Below are 19,550 nucleotides of genomic sequence, written 5' to 3' on the forward strand. Positions count from 1 at the left end.
GATACGAAACTGTTCCTCTATAGACTCCAAAAAGTATTCGCCTGATCCTGCTACTCCCCATAAAAAAGACCTGATCCTTTAAAAGGTTAGCCCAAAAGTAATAAGGATAAGCCTAGGCCAAGACAAGTTTGATCAAGTCCAGCGGATCAGGTCTAACTGAAAGTCAGGTCAAATCAAGCTTGATCAGTTTCTTTGAATCAGGTCTCGCTGCGCGAGATCAGTTTACCTCCTTCTTAATAACCGGGCCTGATTTGGAGAATGGGCTTTTTCTGATTTCGCGAAGAGAAACCTGATTCGCCGAAGGCGAACCTGATACGGAGCAACTAATTTCGGCTTTGCGGAAGTAAATTCGCGCTGCGCGCGAGTCAATGGCTATCAACTCCGTTAGGAATTGACTTGGCGATAGCCAAATTCACTCAGCCGAAGGCTGAATGAATTTATTAAATATTTGCTTTAAGCAACAACGCAAACACCCCTACCCCGACCAACGCACTCACCACCACATTGGCGATGGCCCAACCGGTATGGCCCATTTTAAAGAGCTCGAAAGTTTCGAAACTGAAGGTGGAGAAGGTGGAGAATCCGCCGCAGAACCCGACCAAGAGTGCGGCCCGCCAGGTTTCGGCACTGAGGGTCAATTGTTGGCGTTGAAGCCAGTTGAAGACCAATGCAAAAACGACGATACTGAGCATATTGGCCGCGAAGGTTCCGACTGGGAAATAAGCCCTGGGCATGAGGGAAACGGCGGCTTTTCCGGTGGCGAAACGCGCCAATGATCCGAGTCCTCCCCCGATGAAAATAGCCAAGTAGAGTTGCAAGGCAAGTACGATTTAGAGTGGGCGGTAACGTTTCTCCATCAGGCCGTAGGCCGAAAAAACAAGCCACCCGATTACGGTACCCAAGATAGCTCCCCCGACGATGTCGCCCAAATAATGGACGCCCAGATACACCCGGCTGTACGCGGAGAGTACGCACCACGAAGCGAAGAGGGCTTCGCTGTATTTCCAGTAGCGCGTGAAATAGCGGATGAAGAAATACGCGAGGGCGAAGGTGTTGGCGGCGTGGGAACTCACGAATCCGAATTCGCCGCCGCAGCCTTCGGGCACGAGGCGGATGAATTCCATAACACCTTCCTGATGGCAGGGGCGCAGTCGTTCGAAGACGATCTTGAAGGCGTTGACGCTGAGCCAATCGGCCAATCCGAAGGTGATGAGCGTGGCGGCCAGGGCCGCAAAACCCCACAGGCGGTCGAGCACAAAATAGAGTGCGATGATTACGGCGTACATCCAGTACCAGTGCGATGCTTCGGTGATCCACAACCAAAAGCCATCCCACCGTTCGGTTCCCAGATTATTCAGCCACAAGGTGAGCTGCCAGTCGTATTCAATGAGCTTATTCAGCATGATCGTTGGCGTGAAGTCGCTCCCAGATCATGTCCTTGAGCTGATCGAGCCCCTGCTGCGCTACGGACGATATGAACAGGTGTGGAATGTCGGTCGGAAGCGTTTTTCGTATTTCGGCCCGTAGCTCATCGTCGAGCATATCGTTCTTGGAAATGGCCAAGATTCGGTTTTTGTCGAGCAACTCGGGATTGTATTTCCTTAATTCCTCGAGCAGGATACTGTACTCGTTGGCAATGTCATCGGCATCGGCCGGTACCAGAAACAGCAAGGTAGAATTCCGCTCGATGTGGCGCAGGAATCGATGTCCGAGTCCTTTACCTTCACTCGCCCCTTCGATGATTCCGGGAATATCAGCCATGATGAAGCTGCGGTGATCGCGATACGGTACGATCCCCAGGTTGGGCACCAAGGTCGTGAAGGCGTAATTCGCGATCTTGGGTTTTGCGGCGCTGAGCACCGAAAGCAGGGTCGATTTACCCGCATTGGGGAAGCCGACGAGTCCTACATCGGCCAGTACTTTGAGTTCGAGCACCACCCAAGCCTCTTGACCATCTTCACCCGGCTGAGAAAACCGTGGAGTTTGAAAGGTGGAGCTCTTGAAATGCCAGTTGCCGAGCCCTCCTTTTCCGCCCGGGAGCAAGATTACTTCCTCGCCATCTTCGGTCACCTCGAAAAGCACTTCGCCCGTGTCGGGATCTTTGGCGATCACGCCCAGTGGAACGTCCACGACCTGATCCTTGCCATCGGCTCCCGTAGAGGTACTCTTACCCCCCGGTTTGCCGTGTTCGGCTTTGATGTGTTTTCGGTACTTCAGCGGCAACAAGGTCCAATGCTGGGCGTTTCCGTGCAGGATCACGTGACCTCCACGCCCGCCATCGCCCCCATCCGGTCCGCCTTTGGCGTTGGTTCGGGTACGAAGCAAGTGATGACTTCCCGCGCCTCCTTTACCGGAAGCGAAGAAGATTTTGACGTAATCGACAAAATTAGAATCGGCCATGCTTAAGCTTCGGTCGCCTGCTCAATGGCTTCGGCCAGGCGATCGGTGATCTCTTCGATACTGCCTAGTCCGTCCACATCGTGGAGCTTTCCTTGAGCGGCGTAGTATTCTTTTACGGGTGCCGTATCGCGGTTGTAGACCGAGATGCGGTTTCCGATGATCTCTTGGTTTTGGTCGTCGGCTCGTCCGCTGGTTTTTCCGCGTTCGAGCAATCGATCGATCAATTCCTGATCCGGCACAGCGAGGGCCAGCATGCAGGTGATCTCAGTGCCTTTAAGTTCGAGCAGCACATCGAGCGCTTTGGCTTGAGCCTGCGTACGCGGGAATCCATCGAAAATGAATCCGGCCCCGTGCTTGTGCTCCTCGATCCGATGGCTGATCATACCGATCACCACTTCATCGAGCACAAGCTCGCCGCGATCCATCAGTTTCTTGGCCTCCATTCCGAGTTCCGTTCCGGCCTTGATCTCTCCGCGCAAAATATCGCCGGTGCTCAAATGCACCAGTCCGTATTTGTCGATCAAGTTCTGTGATTGGGTTCCTTTTCCGGCCCCGGGAGGACCAAACAGTACTATATTCAGCATGTCTATCGCTTTATTCCTCAATTACATAAACGTGCGGCAAGTGACGACCAAGTCCGTCGTAATCCAATCCGTACCCCACGATGAATTCATTTCCTATCTCGCGGCCGATGAAATTGACCGGAATATCTTGTTTGTACGCTTCCGGCTTGTAAAACAGCGTGGCGACCTTTAAGGACTCCGGGTCGTGACCTTCAAATATGTTGTGCAAGGCCACCATGGTGTTTCCCGTATCGACGATGTCTTCGATAAGCACCACCGGGCGGTCCTTCACGCGATCGCTAAGCCCGATCACCTCAGTCACCTTTCCGGTGCTTTCCATTCCAACATACGAGCGCACCTTCACGAAGCTCACGTCGCATTTACCCGGGTAATGCCTGAGTAGGTCGGCCATGAACATGAAGGCACCATTGAGGACACCAACGAATAAGGGCACCTTCTCGCCGTAGGCGGAATACAACTCTTCGGCCACTCGCTTGACCTCTGTTTCGATCTCTTCGGCGGTGATGAATGGCCGAAAATGCTTGCCGTGTAATTCGATGGATTCCATGTTGGGCTCGGATTTTTGCGAAAATACGAAATGTTTCGGCCTATCTTTGCCTCAAATTCTGCGGTATGAAAGACCTTTTCTCCACTTCGTTCACCCTTGGCGTCCTCGGCGGCGGTCAACTCGGCAAAATGATGCTCACCGAAACGCGCAAATATGACTTGCGCACGAAGGTGATGGATCCCTCGCCCGAAGCGCCGTGCCGTATTGGAAGCAATGAATTCGAAGTGGGTGACCTCAAGGACGAAGCGCGGGTGCTCGAGTTCGCCAAAAACGTGGATGTGCTCACGATCGAGATCGAACACGTGAGTACCGAAGCCCTCCGCAAGATCAAAGCCTCGGGCACTCCGGTACACCCCGATCCCGAAGTGCTGGCGATCATTCAGGACAAGGGCACGCAGAAAGATTTTTACAGCGAAAAGGGGATACCGACCGCGCCCTTTGAGCTCGTGAATACCCGCGAGGAGGCGTTGAGCGCTATTCGAAGCGGTCGCTGGAATTTGCCCTGTGTTTGGAAGAGTCGCACCGGCGGCTACGACGGATTTGGGGTGAGCGTCCTACGGACTGATGCAGACCTTGCGAACATCGGTGATGGTCCCGGATTGCTTGAGGAGATGGTTCCCTTTGAGATGGAATTGGCCGTGGTGGTCGCTCGAAATCCGAGCGGCGAGGTCAAGAGTTATCCTGTCGTTGAAATGGAATTCCACCCGACGGCCAACCAAGTCGAATACGTGTTGGCGCCTGCGCGTGTTTTTGATGAGGTAGCGGAAAAGGCCCGCGCCCTGGCCCAACGCACGGCGTCCGAACTCGGTATTTGCGGCTTGCTCGCCGTGGAGTTGTTCCTGACTAAGGAAGGGGATATTTTGGTGAATGAAGTAGCACCGCGTCCCCACAACAGTGGACACTGGACCATTGAAGGAGCGTATACCTCGCAATTTGAGCAGCATATTCGCGGCATCTTGAACCTGCCTTTGGGCAGCACCGAACTCAAGGCTCCGGCCGTGATGGTGAACCTCGTAGGTGCGGAAGGACACAATGGCCCGGTGCGTTACGAAGGCATTGGCGATGTGCTGCACATGGAGGGCGCGTACCCACATATTTACGGCAAAAAGGATATGCGTCCGTTCCGCAAAATGGGCCACGTGACCGTGATAGCCCCCGAAATGGCCGATGCACGCAAAAAAGCCGAAGAAGTTAAAGGCGCTATCCAGGTGATCTCACATTAATTATGTAAATTGCGTTATGCATTTAGCATAATGAACGAATCGAACAATCCATTTCCGGTATCGGGGTATCGTGGGCAGGCGTATTTCTGCGATCGCGAGAGCGAGATCGAAACCCTGCACGATCACCTCATCAACGAGCGAAACGTATTACTGTTCGGCTGGCGCCGGCTCGGAAAAACAGCCTTACTGCAGCGATTCTTCGAATTGCTCGAGCAAACGGGTTGGGAGACCCTATACATCGACCTCTTGATGACGCGTTCGGGCGCGGGTGCCCTGAACGTCATTGCCGACAGCATCCTTCGCACCTTCGGATCGGTCGGCGGCGGCCTATCGCCAGGTCTGGTAAAGCTGTTGAGCCGCATCGGGGCGCAGATCAGCTTCAATGCCCAAACGGGGCAGCCCAAAGTTTCTATGGGCCTACGGCCCGATGTGCCTGTCCGCTCCACTTTAGAGACTCTCGGAGACTACTTGACTTCCTTGGATAAAAAGATCGTGATCGCCCTCGACGAGTTTCAGCGCGTATCGGAATACGAAGATCTCGACGGCGAGGCCTGGTTTCGCTCCCGGGCCCAGAGTTATCCGAACATCCGTTTCATCTACTGCGGCAGTCACCGCGGGGTACTCGAGAGCATGTTCCTCGAAAAGAACAGACCCTTTTACCGATCTACCCAAAACATTTCCCTGGAACCCATAGAACGTGAAGTATATACCCGCTTTATATCTGCCCAATTCGCCAAAGGCTCTGTAGCTGTGGCTGATGCTGTAGCTATGGCCATCTACGATTGGGCCCAGGGCCAGACGTACGCCGTACAGTTACAGTGTAACAAATTATACGGCGCAGGGGTACATCCCGCCGTTGAGGCGGTAAATCAAATTCAGCGGGAAATACTGGATCAGGAAAAGTCCGTTTTTCAGCAAGTGGTGCGCCTGTTGACGGACAATCAGTGGAACTTGCTGAAGGCCATTGCGCTGTCGGGCGGAGTAAGATCGGTGTACGAATCGAGTTTCTTGCGCGAGAACGGGTTGGGCTCGCAGGCCTCGGTTCAGACCGCGTTAAAGAAGCTGCTGGAGCAGGAGATCGTTGTGCGGGATCGTGAAAATTACCGGGTGCACGACGTGTTGTTCGCGCGGTGGATTCAAAATCTGTAGCTTTGAAAAGTAAATAGACACACATGAAAGTAGCCATCATCATGGGATCGCAGAGCGACTTGCCGGTCATGCAAGACGCCGCGGATATTTTGAAGGAATTGGGCGTGGAATTCGAGATTGGGATCGTGAGCGCGCACCGCACGCCGGAGCGCATGTACGACTTCGCGAAAACGGCGCACGAACGCGGCATTGTGGCCATCATCGCCGGAGCGGGCGGAGCAGCCCATTTGCCCGGAATGGTGGCGAGTTTGAGTCCACTACCCGTGATCGGGGTACCGGTGAAATCGCGGAACAGCATCGACGGGTGGGATAGTGTGTTGAGCATTCTTCAAATGCCCGGAGGCGTGCCCGTGGCGACCGTTGCCTTGGACGGCGCCAAGAACGCCGGGATCCTGGCGGCTCAGATCGTGGGCACTCAAAACAAACAAGTTTTCAACAACCTCATGTCGTACAAGCAGCAGTTGAAAGACAAGGTGCTGCGGTCGGCCGAGGAATTAGAGGCAAAACATCGCGGTTAATTCACATTCAGGTAGCATGATTCCAGTAGCTTTGCACCCAACGAATTCGCTTTGGAATTTCGTATTTTCAACGAGTCGCGGATGAGGTTATGAGGTACAGGATTTTAGGTTTTCTATTAGCTATTGCACATCTGACTATAGGTCAGAGTATTGTGATTACCGAGGTATCTCAGGGAACCTCAGGAAACATGCAATTCATTGAGTTCTTGGTTACAGAGCATAACAGCTGCTCATTAGATCTTAGGGGTTATATTTTCGACGACAACAATGGCGACTTTGGATCCGGCAGCGGATATGGAATTACCACTGGAGCGGCACGATTCGACCCGAACAACACTTTTTGGAGCGAAGTACCTATAGGAACGAGTATTACAATTTATAACGACACTGATCCGCCACCGGGATTACCAGCAGATGACCTTTCATTGACCGATGGCAATTGTTCTTTGATTATTCCTATTTCTTCTGCTTTATTTGAGGGACATTCGTCGCAACCGGTTTCCACAGGCCCGAACACTTATGCTACCGGCGGTTGGGCTTCGGGTGCTAGTTGGGGTGATATTCAGATGGGAAATGATGACGACTCATTTCAGATTCGAGCCAATGGAAGTTCTTCTCCGATCCATGCCATCAGCTGGGGAAACAATGCAAGCAGTCCTAACGCCATTATCACGGTATCCGGAGGCGTAGGTGGCCAAACCGTGTATTTCACTAATAGCTTAGGCAATGGCGATTATTTTGACCAGAACAACTATTCTGTCGGCAGTGCCGCAGCAGATCAAACTCCAGGAATGCCGAATAGTGTAAATCACGCAGCCTTGCTTTCTACCATTTCCGGAACTTGCTCCAGCCCTTTGACTTTGAGTATTCCTACCTATAACCTACCGACATGTACAACAACTGGCGATGTTGCTTTGAGTGTTTCTGGAGGCCGAGCACCCTATGTAAATGCTACAACTATGCCGGGCGGAGCTCCAGTGAATAACGGAATCAACAACGTATTCATCGGCCTCACCCCAGGTGTTTACGAATTCACCGTTACAGATGTTAATGGTTGTACTGTAGAAACGACCATAGACCTGTTCGTTGATCCACCGATCATTTATACCGCAACAGCTTTCGCTTTGGGCACATGTTCTAATACATGTGATGCGAGCTATACGTTCATCGTTTCCGGTTCAACACCCAGTATGACCGTAACCTGGGATGGCCCCACGCCTGGCAGCTTAATAACCCCCGGTGGAAACATTACATTATCCAACTTATGCCCTGGCCCTTATTCCATTACCGTGACAGACGGAAATGGTTGTGACGAAGACCTACCATTTACTGCCACGGTAGGCACAAACGCCACGTTTTTAAACAATACAACACCGGGCTCAGCAACAACTCAAACCAGCGCTGACGGAAGTGTGGCCTTGGGGGTTTCAGGTGCGACAATGGGACAAACATATCAATACAGCTATCAGAGCCCACCAAACACCGGAACTATTACGACAACCTCAAGTAACCCGATCATCGGCCTTACAGCAGGGAACTACTCAGTAACTGTAACCACGGTACCAATGGGATGTACCGATGAGGGAACTTTTACTATCGGATATAGCCAAGTAAATGTATCTACACAGGTGGTTTTAGGCGGAACTACACTAAGCGCCCCGTATTGGGTATGCCCCGAAACAAATCCCTTGATCGAGATCTATTTGAATGGAGTAGAATTAGATGGTAGCTGGACCGTAAGTTTAGTGGCAACATCCTCAAATGGTGCAGTATCCAATGTCAATCAAGGATATCCGGCAGGAGTTAACGTGAATGATTATCCATACACCACCATAACGGGTACAGCAACTGATGGAAGCATTACGATTAATATTCCGCCCGTTGTGATCAATACCTACCAAAACCCTATTAGCAACTGGACGCCATTTGCTACCCCACTATGTCAAAACGCCGCTACTATTTCTGTATCAAGTCCTGTCGTTGACGGACCTAATTCATACAATGGAACTTTCGAATTGATTCAAAGTGTAGGGTCCGTAACACTTCAAGGGCCTGGGGTTTCATCGGTAAATATTGCCCCATCCACTTTAACAACTACGGGCGGGCACTTCCTCATTTTTACTTTCCAAGACAACGGATGTACCCTTAAAGACACCTTTAATTTCAACGTCGTAAATACCGCCGATTACTCTGTAGCAGACCCGAGTCCGTTTTGCGATAATGACAACACACCATACTCCCTTTTTAACGCTATTACATGGAACTCGCTATTTCCGGAAAACCAAAACTTACACGTTTTCACGTCTGCAAGTGCAGGAGTAAGCGGTTCTAATTTTATTCCTTCGACCGCTGGTGGAGGTACACACACCATTACCGTATCCTATACATTCAATGGTTGTACTGTTACAGATCAATTTGACATTACAGTAGATTGGTCTCCCGATTTAAGCACCTTGTTTACACCGTTTCCCCCTACAGTTTGTTCCGGAAGCACCTTGAGCTTACCTACTACGCCAGCTGGTGGGACTTGGTCCGGAAGTCCCGGAATCACTGGCCCGACTGGCGCCCAAATCATTGATGCCTCGGGTCTGTCGCTAGGACCGCACACCCTTACTTATGCCGAAAACTTAAATTCCTGTCCGGCTCAGGTAACCATAACAGTAGAGAACCCACCCAATTTCAGCTACGTTGAAACGAGCATCTTTTGTCAGTCACAGGGCACCTATACCTTGACGAGTCCGACCGTGACGGGAGGAAGCGGTTCTGGTTCCGAATCCTGGCAGATCACGGGTAACCCCACACCCTACCCGACCATAGCAGGAAACACCATTGATGTGTCGAACATCAGTACTTGGGGGCCCTATACCATCACCTACACCTATCTTGATGACAATGGATGTTCGTACAGTGAAAACGAGTCGTTCACCGTTCAAGCCGACAACCGACCCTCGGCCATTGTGAATCCATTGAGTGTTTGCTCTAGTGATGCACTCGACCTTACCCAATCCGGTTATTTTTCCCCCTTGAATGGTGACATTTATTTGAACGGAGCACTGGTTCCTTCGGGAATTATTCAGGGAAGCGCTCTGACCGGGTCGAATGACGAAATCGACTATGTGATAACCACCAACGGATGCGAGTCGAGCGTTACGGTGCCCATTGACCTTTCGACGCCCTTTGGAACTTCCGGGCCCTATTCCGTCTCAACAACATGTAACGGCGTAGCCGATGCTACGGTTGCCGTCTACTTCGATTCCAACAATCCACCCTCCGGTTTTCCGAGTTACTATTGGAGTACCGGAAGTTTCGCCAGTTCACTGACCAATGTCGGACCCGGGACCTATACCGTTACTCTTTCGGACAATTCCGGTTGTCAAGTGATTCAAAGCTACACGGTAACTGAGCCACAGGCGATTTCAGGCAATTCGTCTATCACACACGTCTCATCCAACGGCGGATCCGATGGTGCTATCGACCTCACGGTTTCGGGCGGATCAGGGGGCTATACCTATTTATGGTCGAACGGACTGCCACCGACACAGAATCAATCGGGCTTATCGGCCGGAACCTACTCAGTGACCATCGTCGACGGAAATGGCTGTTCACAATTCCTATCGAACCTCGTGGTATCACAGCCAGGGCCTTTGACGGCGAGCGGCGCACATACCGACGTCAATTGTAACGGCGACAATTCGGGAGCCATAAATATCTCCGTAGGTGGGGGCTTTACGCCACCCGACGTACCGATGTACCAATTCCAATGGTCGCACGGCGAAACGACGGAGGATGTTGCGAATCTGGCCGCAGGCCAATATTCCGTAACCGTTACTGCCGTTCCCACTTCCACCGAATCTCAAACGCTGAACTTTACGATCACCGAGCCGACAGTGCTTTCGCTTTCCGGAACCCCAAGCGACGTCCTTTGTTTCGGTCAGTCTACCGGAGCCATAACGACCACGGTATCGGGTGGTGCATCGCCCTACACGTACGAATGGAGCAACAACTTCGCGGTGGCTAATATTGGCGGCCTCTCGGCCGGAAGCTATTCTTTGACGGTTACAGACGACAATGGGTGCAAGGCGATTGAAGTGTTTACCTTAACCCAGCCGACAAACGGCTTTATGTTCGGCTTCCAGACGACAGCTGTGGACTGCTACGGAGATGCGTCGGGAGCGATTGACCTGACTATGGATCTAAACGGAGCTACGCCGCCTTTCACATTCCTTTGGAGCAATGGTGCTACCACCGAAGACTTGACCAATATACCGGCCGGACTTTACACCGTTGTGATTACAGATGACGTTGGCTGTACAGTAACCTTACCTGCGCCCGTTATAACTCAACCGGCCAATCCACTTGCCATTGTGAATCCGATCGTTGTGACGGACGTTACGAACTACGGTGCGGGCGACGGATCGGTGTCGTACCAGGTATCGGGTGGGACTCAACCTTACACCTACCAGTGGCAAGGCCCATCGGGCCCGATCACCGGTAATAACAGCATTACCGGCTTGGATGGAGGAAACTATTACACCACGGTTACCGACGCGAACGGGTGTACGGGTACTGCTTTTTTCACCGTTAACGAACCCGGACTTCTGACCCTTTCAGGTACGGTGACCGATGAGACTTGTTTGGGTACCGCGGACGGATCGATCGACCTCACCGTTAGCGCCAACGGAACACCTGCCTATGTTTGGTCAAATGGAACCACAACAGAGGACTTGAGTGGTTTGGCCGTCGGAATGTACAGTGTAACAGTGGTGGATGCTCCACAAATCGATACCGCCGTTTTCTATGTAAGCGCGGCTACCATTCTCGATTTTAACCTCAGTTTACCGGCCGACACCTTCTGTACGCAGGATACCTTGTTCTTAAGCGGAACAACAACGAATACAGGAGCCACTGAAACGTATAAGATCGACGGGCAGGTAGTTACGGGTACATTCGAGTTATTGTCGGGTTATACACTTGGGCCGCACACTTTGACCTATGTCGTGAGCGCGGGTGGATGTACGGACAGTGTATCGGTCGGATTTGAGTTGGTTGAACCGTACCTGTGGGTGCCGCAAAGCAGTGTTCAGGTGTGCACCACGGGCTCTACAGTGAATTTGACCTCGTTGCTGAATGCTGCGACCATCGTTACCTTGCCCGACACCGGGCGATGGGCGGATCCGACGGGCGCATCGGTTTCGAGTACGATGGATCCGACGGTTGGACCATTCGGCGTGTATGACTACAGCATTTCAAATTACTGCGGTGAGGTCGTGTATCAAATGGACGTGAGTGCCATTCAGAATCCGATCGTGTTCAGCACCCCCGACAGTATTTGTCAGAGTGGTGGCACCCTCGACCTAAACACCTTGGTCACACCTACCGGCGGAACCTGGGCCGGTGGAACTACGACGGGAATCTTTGATCCGTCCGTGGCCAGTCCAAGCCCATTCTGGTTCTTCTACACGACTACGCTGAGTGGCTGTACCTTCACCGACAGCATCCAAATACAAGTGGTAGCGAATCCGGTAGTGACGATCGATTCAACGGCAATTCCAGCCCTTTGTACCGCGCAAGGGTCTGACACGTTGAGCTTTGGCCAGCCCGTTGGTGGAATTTACACATCGAGTACCGCGGTGATCGGTCAAGCCGGAACCAGCTTCGTTCTCGACCCCGCAGCCTCTGGAGCCGGAGTACACGATATTGCGTACACCTATACAGACCCATCTACGGGCTGTGTCGACAGCATCGTGCTGACCCTCACTATTGACGCTACGGTCGCTACGGCCATTGGGCCATTTGCAGACACCTTGTGCGTTGGTGATGCTCCGGTGCCTTTGCCAGTTTCACTTCCTGCCGGAGGTATTTTGACCGGACCCGGTATTTCGGGCGGTAATTTTAGTCCGGCCGCAGCCGGCGTAGGGACACATCAACTCTTGTATAGTTTCCCCAGCGACCCTTGTTATATTGCCGATTCCATCGAAGTAGTGGTCACCGATGTGCCGGCGATCACCATGCCCGTGCTGGCTGATATTTGTTCGAGTGATCCGGCACTTACGCTTACAGGGGCAACGCCTGCCGGAGGAACCTGGATCGGAAACATAGTGGTGAACGGACTCTTTTTACCGGGCATCGCCGGGCCGGGAGTACACGATATCGTGTACTACTACAACAGCGGTGGAGCTTGTGAGAACTACGACACCACTCAGATCACGGTTTTGGCCGGTTCGCCACTTAGTATCGGAACAGTACCGGGGTTCTGTTCGAATGGAAGTGCACAGCCGCTTTCGTGTGTGTCTCCGAATGGTGGAACATATTCGGGTCCGGGAGTTCAGAGCAACGTTTTTTCTCCACAGATCGCCGGAGTGGGAAGTCATTCGATCACCTATACGTATACCAACCTATTCGGGTGTGTCACAGACACGATCTTCAATATTCAGGTGAATGATGTTCCGGCCGTAACGGTGGGCTTCGTTCCCGACTTTTGTCAAGAGAATCCGCCCGCAGTACTCGATTGGGGTGTACCGGGAGGCGGTTATTATTCGGGCCCCGGGGTAGTGAACGACAGTGTTTTTGACCCCGGCATGACAGGTCCCGGAAGCTTCATTTGCACTTATACGTATGTAGATCCGATCGGTTGTACAGCGTCCTTGTCGGTCTACATAGACGTACACCCGACTCCGCCAACACCGGGAATCAACAAAACGCTGAATTTCTTGGTGTGCGATTGGGGTTTCTACCATTACCAATGGTTCTTCGATGGCGATTCGATACCCAACTCGAACATCATTAAATGGACCGCCACGGATACTGGTTATTATCAGGTAATGTTGATCAACGAATGGGGTTGTACCAACATTTCGGATTCGCTACTTGTGAGCGTTATTTACGCGACCGACCTCAGTGAAGAGGCCTGGCAGAACTTGGTGATGTGTCCGAACCCGACGCGCGACTTGGTATACGTAGAGTTGCCAATCCGGCCGCAGGCCGTAAAATACCAATGGGTAAATGCGATGGGGCAAGTTGTGGATGAAGGTGAGCTGCCCGCGGGCGATCCGATGCGTTGGCGATACGACATGACTCATTTGGCAGATGGTTACTACACGTTTGTGCTGCGCGACAGTGAGCGAGTGCTGCATTTCAGGATGTTACTACAGCGTTAAGTCTTTGGGTTTTTGCACCTTTGGAGCACTGCAGATGGTGCCATGCGGAAGATACGTTTACTCTTATTATCTCTTTTTCTGATTTTCTCGGGACTCAGTGCCTTAGCTCAGTGCGGCAATCTGAGTTTCAATTGGGGGGATCTGGACGGAAGTTCAGACACCATTTTTTTAACCACGGGAGACACCGCCCATTTATTTGCTACCGCCCCAGCTTCGCTGACCGATACCTCTTTTTTCAAATGGTATGTAGGAAATGGAACAACAACGATCGGTGATACGGTAGATCTTGTTTTAAATGATAAAGGATTCTTTGAAGGAGGAGTTCAGGTCGAATCCAACAGCTGTAAAAGTTCGCTTCAACCTATTTATTTTTTGGTCAGCGAGTCATTAAACTGGAGTGGTTTGAGTTGGAGCGATTCTATTTGTTTCCATGGAACGGCTTATTTTCAGTTTGACTCGTTTGAGCCAGATACGCTCGTAAAGAAGTGTGACTCGCTTAGACTAGAGCCCGTTCTACTGGAAGACGAAACTACTGATACTCCGGATACCACATATCGAGACACTCTGATCGTCGATTGCTACTCGTCAAACGACGGCATTCTTCAGCCATCGGATTTGGTTTCAATTTGTCTGAACATAGAGCATAGTTGGGTGGGAGATATCAGTATGATTCTATATGCTCCATCCGGCGATTCTGTAGTTGTGTATCCGCAATCCGCATTTTCGTCAGCTAACCTTGGTGAACCCGTAAACTATACCTTCTCAAACGATGCAGCCGGAGTTGGATACACTTATTGTTTTACAGAGAACCAACCAGACTTTGGAACACTAGGGAATCAATCCTCGGTTTACTATACATATACCGACAACCAAGGATTCTACCGAACTGGATTCCATATGCCTGTAGGATCTTACTTACCCGAGGAGTTCTTTTCACAGTTAGTTGGTTCTCCAATAAATGGTGAATGGGTTTTGCAGATTACGGACCACGTAGGAAGCGATAATGGTTGGTTATTCGATCCGACTTCGGCCGGGAATCACACGTTTACGATAACCGTGGAAGACACCGTACTTCGTCGTTCTATCGATACAACACTTACGGTTTTCGTAGATACCTTTCCAACCCCCCCAAGCAAATGAAGCTGACATATGTATTGATGACACCTTCCCATGGCTCGTAAATTCCGGAATTGGAGAAGAGTCCATTTGGTACTATCCCGACACCACAACCGTATGGGCAACGGGCGATAGTGTTGCTCCGCCGCTATTAACCGCCGTCGATACCCACTTCGTATTCTTAAAGGGCACTTCCCTGCAATGTGGGTCAACGTGGGACACTGCGGTATACATCCGCCACGCCGACCTCTCGCTATTTGCACCCAACGTGACCATTATGGCGGGTCAATCGGCCACCTTGGGCGCTACTGCCTCAGGCGGTTTCGGAAACTATGCTTACAGCTGGCTTCCGTCGATCCCACTGACCGGTGAAAATACTCAACACCCAACCACCCGGATCTTGTACGACGACCTAAATGCCTTCGTTACAGCCACTGATCAACTCACCGGATGCTCCATAAGCCGGATCGTTCAGATCTTCGTCAATAGCCCGCTCAATGTTTTGGCGGGTAACAACGATACATTGTGCACCGGATCCGACTTCACCCTCCAGGCCACGATCGACAACAATGGCCTGCCCTACGATTCACTCCGGTGGACCACCCCCGACACGACATTCAACACCAACCCGGTAACCTTTACACCCACCTCATCCGGCTGGTACACCTTTTTGGCGTGGGACGACCAATTCACCGATTCAGACTCGCTCTACCTGCAAGTCACAACCCCGATTACGGCCGGATCAGATTATGTTGACACCCTTTGCACCCTAACGACCCCTCCTCTTTCCAGCGTCCTTGATCCGTCGACCGCCTCGGGAGGCTCGTGGTTCGATTATCTAGGAAACCCCATCGACGGTAATTCCGCGGCCGGAATAGGAACGCACCTCTACGTGGTATCCCAAGCCCCCTGTCCCGCAGATACTGCCGAGTACACTTTTGTATATTCCGGAATATCCAACCTGCCTGCCTCCGATTCGGCCTCGTGGTGCCAAAACAGCGGCATTCAAAGCATTCAGGGACTATCCGTCGGCACCGACACCGCCTCCATCGGATGGCACAGCTACACTCAAGTTCTTTCAAACGGCCCTTGCTCCGACACCGTGACGCGTTACTACGAAATAAAGCTCCAACCCCAAGCACAGTGGCTCGTATATCCGACCGATCCCTGCCTCGACGCTTCACCCACACTGCTCGATGCGTCCCCGACCGGAGGCCTATTCTCCGGCCCCGGAATCGCCTAGAACACCTTCGATCCTGGATTGGCGGGTCCCGGAATGCACGAGCTCCTGTACACCGTGGATATCAACGGCTGCATTGATATCGATACCGTTTCTGTGGAAGTGCACGACCTGCCCCCGACACCAACCATTCAACAAAATGGCCACGACCTTATGGCGCAGCCAACGGGGTACGTTTATCAATGGCAGTTAAACGGCTCTCCGATGGCCGGTTACACGAGCCAAACCATCACTGCTCCGCAAGACGGCGAGTACACCGTCACGATCACCTCGCCCTTCAGCTGTTCGGCTATATCTGCACCTTACCAGTTCACGACCGTAGGCATGTCAGAGTCTTTCTCTCAAACTTGATCTCTCTACCCCAATCCTACTGCTCACACCTTACGGGTGGATGGCCAACTGGATGTCCGTTCATGGGCGGTGCTCGATATTAGTGGCCGCACGGTCATCAGTGGCGAGGACTACCTTCCGGAAGTCATCGACGTGGCTCGGTGGTCGAACGGCAAGTACTTTCTGCGCATCACAACGGACCAAAACACGGAGGTTCTACCTTTCGTAGTTCAGCATTAAGTCCAATTTCGACTAATTTATTCCTGTAGCACCAAGGGCCATTTTAAGGCCCCGACCTACCCTTCCTTTGGAACATGAAACTTTGGTTGGGTTATGCGCTGTGTATGGTAGGTGTATGTTACGGTCAGGCCGACCCCTACGGTCTACCTCCTATCGAGAGCGGCTTGGCCGCTTCGAGTTTAACGCACTCCTCCGAGGGATCGTCCGGCTTACCGGCGCCCTCCAAGCCGGAAACCGGTAGTCAGGCGATCCTTTATCACGGCGTTCGACCATCGAGTCCCGCAGTCCGGCGTTCGGGCTTGCGTTATTGCGGAAGTTGGAGCAGATACACCTACTCTGTCGATGTGGGCCGCATTGGCTGGGATCAAATCCAAAGCCATCGATTCCGAATAGGCCTATCGGTACCGCTGGTCAAACATCGGATTGGAGCCCGCTGGATCGTTGAGCAGTGGTTTCGCACCGAAACGGGAACACCTTGGCGCACCTATCCGGAGATCGCCATTTGGAGCCGGTTTAAATCGGATTGGAATTACGCCGTCAAAGTGGTTAACCCAACTGGAGTTAAATGGTCCGAAACCGATCAAAAGACCGAACCCTGGGTACAGGCCGAGCTTCGCCGAACCGTCATCGACAAGGTCGAATTACATCTCGGTTGGCGAACCTTCGAATCCGAATCGCAATGGTCCATCGGTTCATCGTGGCAGCTGAACGATGAGTTGCTTTTGGTTAGCGGAATATCCTCAGGGCCACTATGGTTTTCATTCGGAAGCCTCTGGAAACACAAAGCACTCGGCATTCACCTCGCGACGCAATTAAACGATCATCTGGGATGGGAAATCGCGGCTGGACTCTCGTGGCGGTCGGATTGAGCCTTTTGGCCACGGCTCAGACACCGATCGAATCTACCGAGACCTTCGGAGATATCGAGGGGCGGTCGACCAATACCATCGATATGGAACAATGGGCCGCTTGGAAACAAGACCCCCTGTTGATCAACGAAGCCACATTGGAGGACCTCACCTTATTGCCGGGAGTCAATGAAGTGATGGCCCATCAACTTCTCGAATACCGATTGCGCGTCGGAATCATTAAAACCAAGTACGAGATCGTAATACTCAAGAGTTGGAGTGCACACCACGTCGATCAAATAGTTCCGTTCGTTAGCTTTGAGTCTCCGCCACGCTCGCAATTCGGCAATTTGCGAGGTCATATTCGACACGACCTGATGATCCGAACCAAGACCGACCACACTCCGGCCGAGGAGATCTTGGCCGGAACCGCGTCTGGGAACAACACCTACGGGTACCTGAGGTATGTAGGAAAAAAGGGACGTGGATTAACTTGGGGTTTCGCGGCAGAAAAAGACCACGGCGAAGGGTTGAAATACAAGGATCAATGGATCGTACATCGCTGCGCTTACCTTCAATGGAATACTGGATGGAGACCCCTGGAAGAGTTAACCGCGGGCTCTTTTCGTTTGAGTTGGGGACAGGGCTTGGCCATTGCCGATGGATATCGCGGTGGTGTTGGTCCGCAACTGCGTACTAATCCGACCGTTCGACTCACTGGTCATGCGAGCTCAAGTGAATACGGCTATCAACAAGGAGTAATACTTAGAGGTCGGATATCAACTTTTAGGTACGGACTCTGGTATAGTTCCTCGCCAAAAGCGATCAAAGCCGACACCGAGAATGACCTTTGGTCTACTGAATATTCCGACGGATTATTCAGGTCCGAGCAACGACTCCAATGGTGGAGATCGAGTAAGGAAGTCAGAAAAGGAGCCTATGGTTACATCAAGCTTCGGGGCCTGACCTTGGGAGTCCTGCAAGAACAACGAAAATGGGTCGGAGTTGGCCCCATTGAAAGTATGACCGCTTTGACGAAAAACCTACGATCGGGAGTCGTGCGATGGCAAGGGAATGAGTTGTTGATTTCGGGTGAAGTATTCGTTTCGGAAGAAAGAACGAGTTATGAGGTTCAATCGGTTTGGATCCCCGACGATCAGTGGAAGGCCAGATTGAGTTACCGGAAAGTCCCTATGACCGAACCCGGAGTTCTGCCGACCTTTTACTTCCTCATCCGCCCGCAGGGCGAAGAAATATTCACTGCGGAACAGTGGTGGAACCCCATTCCGTATACCCAGATTTATCTATTCAGGCGAAAACGCACAGGCGATCGCCGATGGGGATTTCGTCTGAATCACGGTCGAGATGACAACGTTCGCATTCAGGTTGACGGACAAAGAGACGAGCCGGATGGAAGGATCCGGGGGCGCATCCAGATTCGAAAGTCCATAGGGAAGTGGGTCGGCACGGTCCGCAGTCAATGGAACAAGAGTAGCGCGGGATCGGGCTCACTTTGGTTTCTAGCTGCACAGTGGCGCCCCAATGAGCATTGGCGGATTTATACTCGATGGACGGTATATCGAACTGAGGATTACGATCATCGACTATATGCCTATGAGAATGACTTACTGTACGTGTTTTCCGTTCCGGCGTTCTACGGCGAGGGATCTAAATTCTACGCCATGGTGGTGTCGCGATGGGGCTCGCATCAGTTCTGGCTCAAGGTGAGCTGTGACAAGGTCGTGGACTGGAGCATTCAATATCGGCTATCGCTATGAGCGAAATGGGCTATCGTACCCAAGTGGCCGTACAATTATCTACCCCGGAGCCGTCATCCACTCCGTAGGTCAAACTAAGCGAGGTCACATCAAAATCCGACGAACCCGTGCCGCTGAGCTCGCTTCCGGCTACGGTTTGAATGGGAATCAAAATATTATTGTCGATTATTTCCATAACGGTAATGGTATTGGTACCCAACCCGTAAAAGTTTGAAACCCAGACATCCGTAGCCGTGGTATCGCTCTTCGATACTTCCACGGCGTAGGACTGAGCTCCGAATATCGTGGAGTTTTCTTGTACGATCCACTGCCCGGTATAATCGTCCCGAATATCGAAGTTCGGGTCAATAGGCTCCTCTTCACAAGAAATGAGGAAAACGCTAAAGCACAAAATAGGGAGAATGACTTTTTTCATACTTG

14 protein-coding genes and 1 pseudogene are annotated in these 19,550 nt (G+C 51.9%); 10 read left to right on the plus strand and 5 right to left on the minus strand.

Going from position 1 to position 19,550, the window contains the following annotated elements; all coding sequences use genetic code 11:
• Positions 1 to 440 precede the first annotated feature (440 nt).
• The 4 genes and pseudogenes from J4F31_01720 to J4F31_01735 form a co-directional block, all read right to left on the minus strand.
• On the minus strand, positions 441 to 818 hold the full coding sequence (locus J4F31_01720) for a CrcB family protein (protein MCE2495301.1): 378 nt from the start codon (positions 816 to 818) through the stop codon (positions 441 to 443).
• Between the two features lie 12 nt (positions 819 to 830).
• Entirely contained in the window at positions 831 to 1,403 is a 573-nt protein-coding gene (locus tag J4F31_01725) for a phosphatase PAP2 family protein (protein ID MCE2495302.1), read from the minus strand.
• Entirely contained in the window at positions 1,393 to 2,400 is a 1,008-nt protein-coding gene (obgE, locus tag J4F31_01730; GenBank protein ID MCE2495303.1) for a GTPase ObgE, read from the minus strand. The genes J4F31_01725 and obgE overlap by 11 nt, the downstream gene beginning before the upstream one ends.
• Positions 2,401 to 2,402: 2 nt before the next feature.
• Positions 2,403 to 3,531: pseudogene (locus J4F31_01735) on the minus strand (adenylate kinase).
• A 65-nt stretch (positions 3,532 to 3,596) separates the two neighbouring features.
• Here J4F31_01735 and J4F31_01740 point away from each other — a divergent pair.
• The 10 genes from J4F31_01740 to J4F31_01785 all read left to right on the plus strand — a co-directional run bounded on the left by J4F31_01740 (position 3,597) and on the right by J4F31_01785 (position 19,130).
• Positions 3,597 to 4,754 carry a 5-(carboxyamino)imidazole ribonucleotide synthase gene (locus J4F31_01740; GenBank protein MCE2495304.1) on the plus strand — a complete coding sequence of 386 codons (1,158 nt, stop codon included), beginning with the start codon at positions 3,597 to 3,599 and terminating at the stop codon, positions 4,752 to 4,754.
• 9 nt (positions 4,755 to 4,763) lie between these two features.
• Positions 4,764 to 5,903 (plus strand): ATP-binding protein, encoded by a 1,140-nt coding sequence (locus J4F31_01745; protein MCE2495305.1) that lies wholly within the window; start codon positions 4,764 to 4,766, stop codon positions 5,901 to 5,903.
• A gap of 23 nt (positions 5,904 to 5,926) precedes the next feature.
• Positions 5,927 to 6,421: a 5-(carboxyamino)imidazole ribonucleotide mutase gene (gene purE / locus J4F31_01750; protein MCE2495306.1), complete on the plus strand. Its 495-nt coding sequence runs from the start codon at positions 5,927 to 5,929 to the stop codon at positions 6,419 to 6,421.
• Positions 6,422 to 6,609: 188 nt separating this feature from the next.
• Complete coding sequence (locus tag J4F31_01755) at positions 6,610 to 13,578, plus strand: SprB repeat-containing protein (GenBank protein ID MCE2495307.1); 6,969 nt, start codon at positions 6,610 to 6,612, stop codon at positions 13,576 to 13,578.
• A gap of 42 nt (positions 13,579 to 13,620) precedes the next feature.
• A complete protein-coding gene (locus J4F31_01760) occupies positions 13,621 to 14,718 on the plus strand; it encodes a hypothetical protein (protein MCE2495308.1) in 1,098 nt (365 codons plus the stop codon).
• A 253-nt stretch (positions 14,719 to 14,971) separates the two neighbouring features.
• Positions 14,972 to 15,937 carry a hypothetical protein gene (locus J4F31_01765; protein ID MCE2495309.1) on the plus strand — a complete coding sequence of 322 codons (966 nt, stop codon included), beginning with the start codon at positions 14,972 to 14,974 and terminating at the stop codon, positions 15,935 to 15,937.
• A gap of 18 nt (positions 15,938 to 15,955) precedes the next feature.
• Positions 15,956 to 16,285: a hypothetical protein gene (locus tag J4F31_01770; protein ID MCE2495310.1), complete on the plus strand. Its 330-nt coding sequence runs from the start codon at positions 15,956 to 15,958 to the stop codon at positions 16,283 to 16,285.
• 36 nt (positions 16,286 to 16,321) lie between these two features.
• A complete protein-coding gene (locus J4F31_01775) occupies positions 16,322 to 16,504 on the plus strand; it encodes a T9SS type A sorting domain-containing protein (protein ID MCE2495311.1) in 183 nt (60 codons plus the stop codon).
• A 74-nt stretch (positions 16,505 to 16,578) separates the two neighbouring features.
• Positions 16,579 to 17,373: a hypothetical protein gene (locus J4F31_01780; protein MCE2495312.1), complete on the plus strand. Its 795-nt coding sequence runs from the start codon at positions 16,579 to 16,581 to the stop codon at positions 17,371 to 17,373.
• Positions 17,334 to 19,130: a helix-hairpin-helix domain-containing protein gene (locus tag J4F31_01785; protein ID MCE2495313.1), complete on the plus strand. Its 1,797-nt coding sequence runs from the start codon at positions 17,334 to 17,336 to the stop codon at positions 19,128 to 19,130. Before J4F31_01780 ends, J4F31_01785 begins: the two co-directional genes overlap by 40 nt.
• Before the next feature lie 10 nt (positions 19,131 to 19,140).
• Here the strand turns inward: J4F31_01785 and J4F31_01790 are convergent, their stop codons facing one another.
• Entirely contained in the window at positions 19,141 to 19,545 is a 405-nt protein-coding gene (locus J4F31_01790; protein MCE2495314.1) for a hypothetical protein, read from the minus strand.
• Positions 19,546 to 19,550: the final 5 nt, after the last annotated feature.

Source organism: Flavobacteriales bacterium, from assembly GCA_021296215.1.
Classification (GTDB): domain Bacteria; phylum Bacteroidota; class Bacteroidia; order Flavobacteriales; family ECT2AJA-044; genus ECT2AJA-044.